2 protein-coding genes are annotated in these 2,926 nt (G+C 55.1%); one reads left to right on the top strand and one right to left on the bottom strand.

The features are described from left to right. Positions 1-105: 105 nt before the first annotated feature. Positions 106-1,452, bottom strand: coding sequence for a DUF1559 family PulG-like putative transporter (locus VGE80_RS16385; protein ID WP_440593418.1), 1,347 nt, complete (start codon positions 1,450-1,452; stop codon positions 106-108). 428 nt (positions 1,453-1,880) lie between these two features. Here VGE80_RS16385 and VGE80_RS16380 point away from each other — a divergent pair, with 428 nt between their 5' ends. Beyond that, positions 1,881-2,618 (top strand): protein-tyrosine-phosphatase, encoded by a 738-nt coding sequence (locus VGE80_RS16380; protein ID WP_440593417.1) that lies wholly within the window; start codon positions 1,881-1,883, stop codon positions 2,616-2,618. The last annotated feature ends 308 nt before the right edge of the window (positions 2,619-2,926 follow it).

Below are 2,926 nucleotides of genomic sequence, written 5' to 3'. Positions count from 1 at the left end.
CTCAACCGACATACTCTTTCGCTGCTCAAGCAACAGCAAAACAAGAAAAGCGTCGCCATGAACCGCAGAAGATGTGGCTGGGATGATAACGTGATGCTCAAAACACTAATGGGAATCAAGAGTTAGTACGCGCTGGCCCTGTGGCTCACCCGACTTTGCCAAGTCACGGATTTTCTGAGGGCTCAGCCCCTGCCCAATATGGACCCTACAGTCGGGCCTCTCATCCAGGAACGCGACCACGGACTTAGTCGAAAAGCTGTAAGTATCACCCGCAGGTTCACCGATTATGACAGATTCCAGTTTGGGTAACTTGGCGAGCAAACTCCAACTGTGGTCTCCGAAGCGAGCCGCGCCGATTTCTAGATGCTTGAGTCGACGGCAACGGGACAGAATTTCCAGACCGCGATTCGTCGTCGCCCGTCCCCCGACCTTGATTTCCTCTAAATCAGGCAGGCCCTCAATCAATCGAAGACCCCGATCAGTCAGGGAGTAACCTAGGTCGAGCACCCGCAAGGACTGATATTTCTTGAGGACTTGTGCCGGTCCATCCAGCGTCGTCGCCACCGAGCTATTCCAAGACGTCTCTGAGTCATGAATCCAGGCTCGCACAATATGCCTCGACTCATTCTGAACTCCGATGATGCAGTCACTCCGTTTCGGGTCACTCCACAAGCTCACCAATGGTTCCGAAAGATGATAAACCCCCGCCGGTTTGGAGACATCCGGGGCCGAATGATCCCATTTGGCATTAACGCCGCGCAACTTGAGGAACAGATCCTGATCACTGTGGTGACTGAATTCGCGAACACTTCCATCGGCCAGCAGCATCTGAGTGATCTCACGCACCGGGCTACCGAAACCTTCCTCAGTGGTATTCAGCCCCAACGCCACACTTCGCCATTCGTAGGGATAGCCGAATGGCTGAAACATTCCTTTCGCATCTCCCACCAGCAGCGTGTGGGCCGTTCCATTCGTTAGATCCGAGAACGAGGTCGAACTATTGCGATAGAAGACCAGATCACTTCCCGAATAGTGATTCCGTTTCAACCCATCATCGAGCCGACCAGATCCAATCGAGGGATTGAGATACGCGTCGCCTGGGTAGCGTTGAAAATACTTAAGTTGGTCAGGATGGTCCCACGGGATGTTGATGTTCACACCGTTGTAGAAAGGGCTGGCTTCAATGTAAGGAGCAATGAATGTCGTCCACCCGTGAAATGCACGTCCTTCGGCGTTGAAGACGCCACCAGGTGGTAATATGTCGTACGTACTCGCATAGTTATGAAGCGCCAGTCCGAGCTGCTTCAAATTGTTCTTCGACTGCGTGCGACGTGCCGACTCGCGAGCCTGCTGAATAGCCGGCAGTGCCACCGCGGCCAGGAGCACGAGCATCAGCAACGAGGCGATTGCACCAATCCAGCGTCCTGCCCACATCGGATTTTGCCCTTTCACAGTGAATCTTCACGTTGGTGACCCGAATGGGGTGGCGTTAACAGACGAGCAATATCAACGGCTCCCGCCCCCCAGTCACCATCTCCCTGCCCCCATACTTTTCATGTCGAAAGGGCCGCGGCGGCAACCTCCCAACATGAGAACACGAAAAAGACGTCTTGTCTATATTTTAATTCTGAAAGAGACTTTCCCGTCGACGAAAAAGCAGCCCTGGGGGTGTCGCCCTGCATCGGCCAGGACATCAAAGACTTGGCCGATGCAGTGATCACTCAATGAATCATCACACCTTGAGAACCGCGTCCACTATGCGAATTCGGTGATTGCAAGTCGAAAGGGGGATCACTATTGTCAGCCTGAGCCGACTTGTCTCTCGAAGCAACGGGATTGCCCTGAGATTGGATCGATCCACCGGATCTGGATTTGGGGACATGCGAACAAACTCATTCACGAACTTACTGACTCTCAGCCTCGTCGCGCTACTGGCCGTCACGACGACGCCGGCGAGGAGTGCCGAGCCAACACCAATGCGATTTACCCCACCGCTGCAGTCGTACCTGGATTCGCGTGCGAGCGAGTTTGATCAGATTTCCGATGATCGAAAGGCTTTGCTCAATAAGCTGGCTCTGCATGTGCAGAAACGAATTCAAGCCGATCAACCGGCCCGGTTAACCTTCATCTGCACGCACAACTCGCGCCGCAGCCAGATCTCCCAGGTCTGGGCAGCCACCGCCGCTCGCTACTACGGCATCAAAGGGGTCAAAACCTTTTCTGGTGGAACAGAGACGACCGCCTTCAACCCCCGAGCGGTGGCGGCGATGCAGCGAACGGGCCTCGACATCCGGACAAGGAATGAGCCCCCCGCCGCTGGCGAGAAGACCAACCCACGTTATGAGATTCACTTCCCGCAGGAAGAACAGCCACTGATCTGCTTCTCCAAAGTCTACAACGAAGCCCCCAACCCGCAGAAAGACTTCTGCGCCGTGATGTGCTGCTCACACGCGGACATGAACTGCCCCGTTGTTGCGGGCTGTTCGCTCCGCGTTTCGCTTCCCTACGAAGACCCCAAGGCGTCGGATGGCCGCCCTGATGAAGGGGCGACATACGACGAGCGGTGCGAGCAGATCTGCCGTGAGATGATGTACGTCTTCTCTCAGGTCACGCGATAACGCATCATTTTGATGAAATTTTCGGTGGCTACCCCACCCCGTCAGCGGGCTTCGTGCAGCGGCGTCATGAGATTTTCTCCTGACAATTCGTCAGGTCCTTGAGGACGGCAGAGGACATTCCGCGCGAGCTCGAGAACGTGCGGCCGTGGCGATCGGAATCCTTCAACCTAGTGCTTTGTCACGATGAAATCGTCGGGTTGTGTGCCACTGCATCGGAGTCCTCGGAGACGCAGTGTCTTCTCATTTTTTGATGCTTGACAGAGCACTGCGTGACCGAGGACGGTCATGCAGTGGCACCCTAATTTTTC

The sequence above is a fragment of the Schlesneria sp. genome, assembly GCF_036405755.1.
GTDB classification, from domain to species: Bacteria; Planctomycetota; Planctomycetia; order Planctomycetales; family Planctomycetaceae; genus Schlesneria; species Schlesneria sphaerica.
This window is presented reverse-complemented; position numbering and strand designations above follow the sequence as displayed.

What these genes read in the sequence shown, in the direction of transcription:
- VGE80_RS16380 (WP_440593417.1), top strand. Translation starts at nt 1,881, where the DNA reads ATGCGAACAAACTCATTCACGAACTTACTGACTCTCAGCCTCGTCGCG.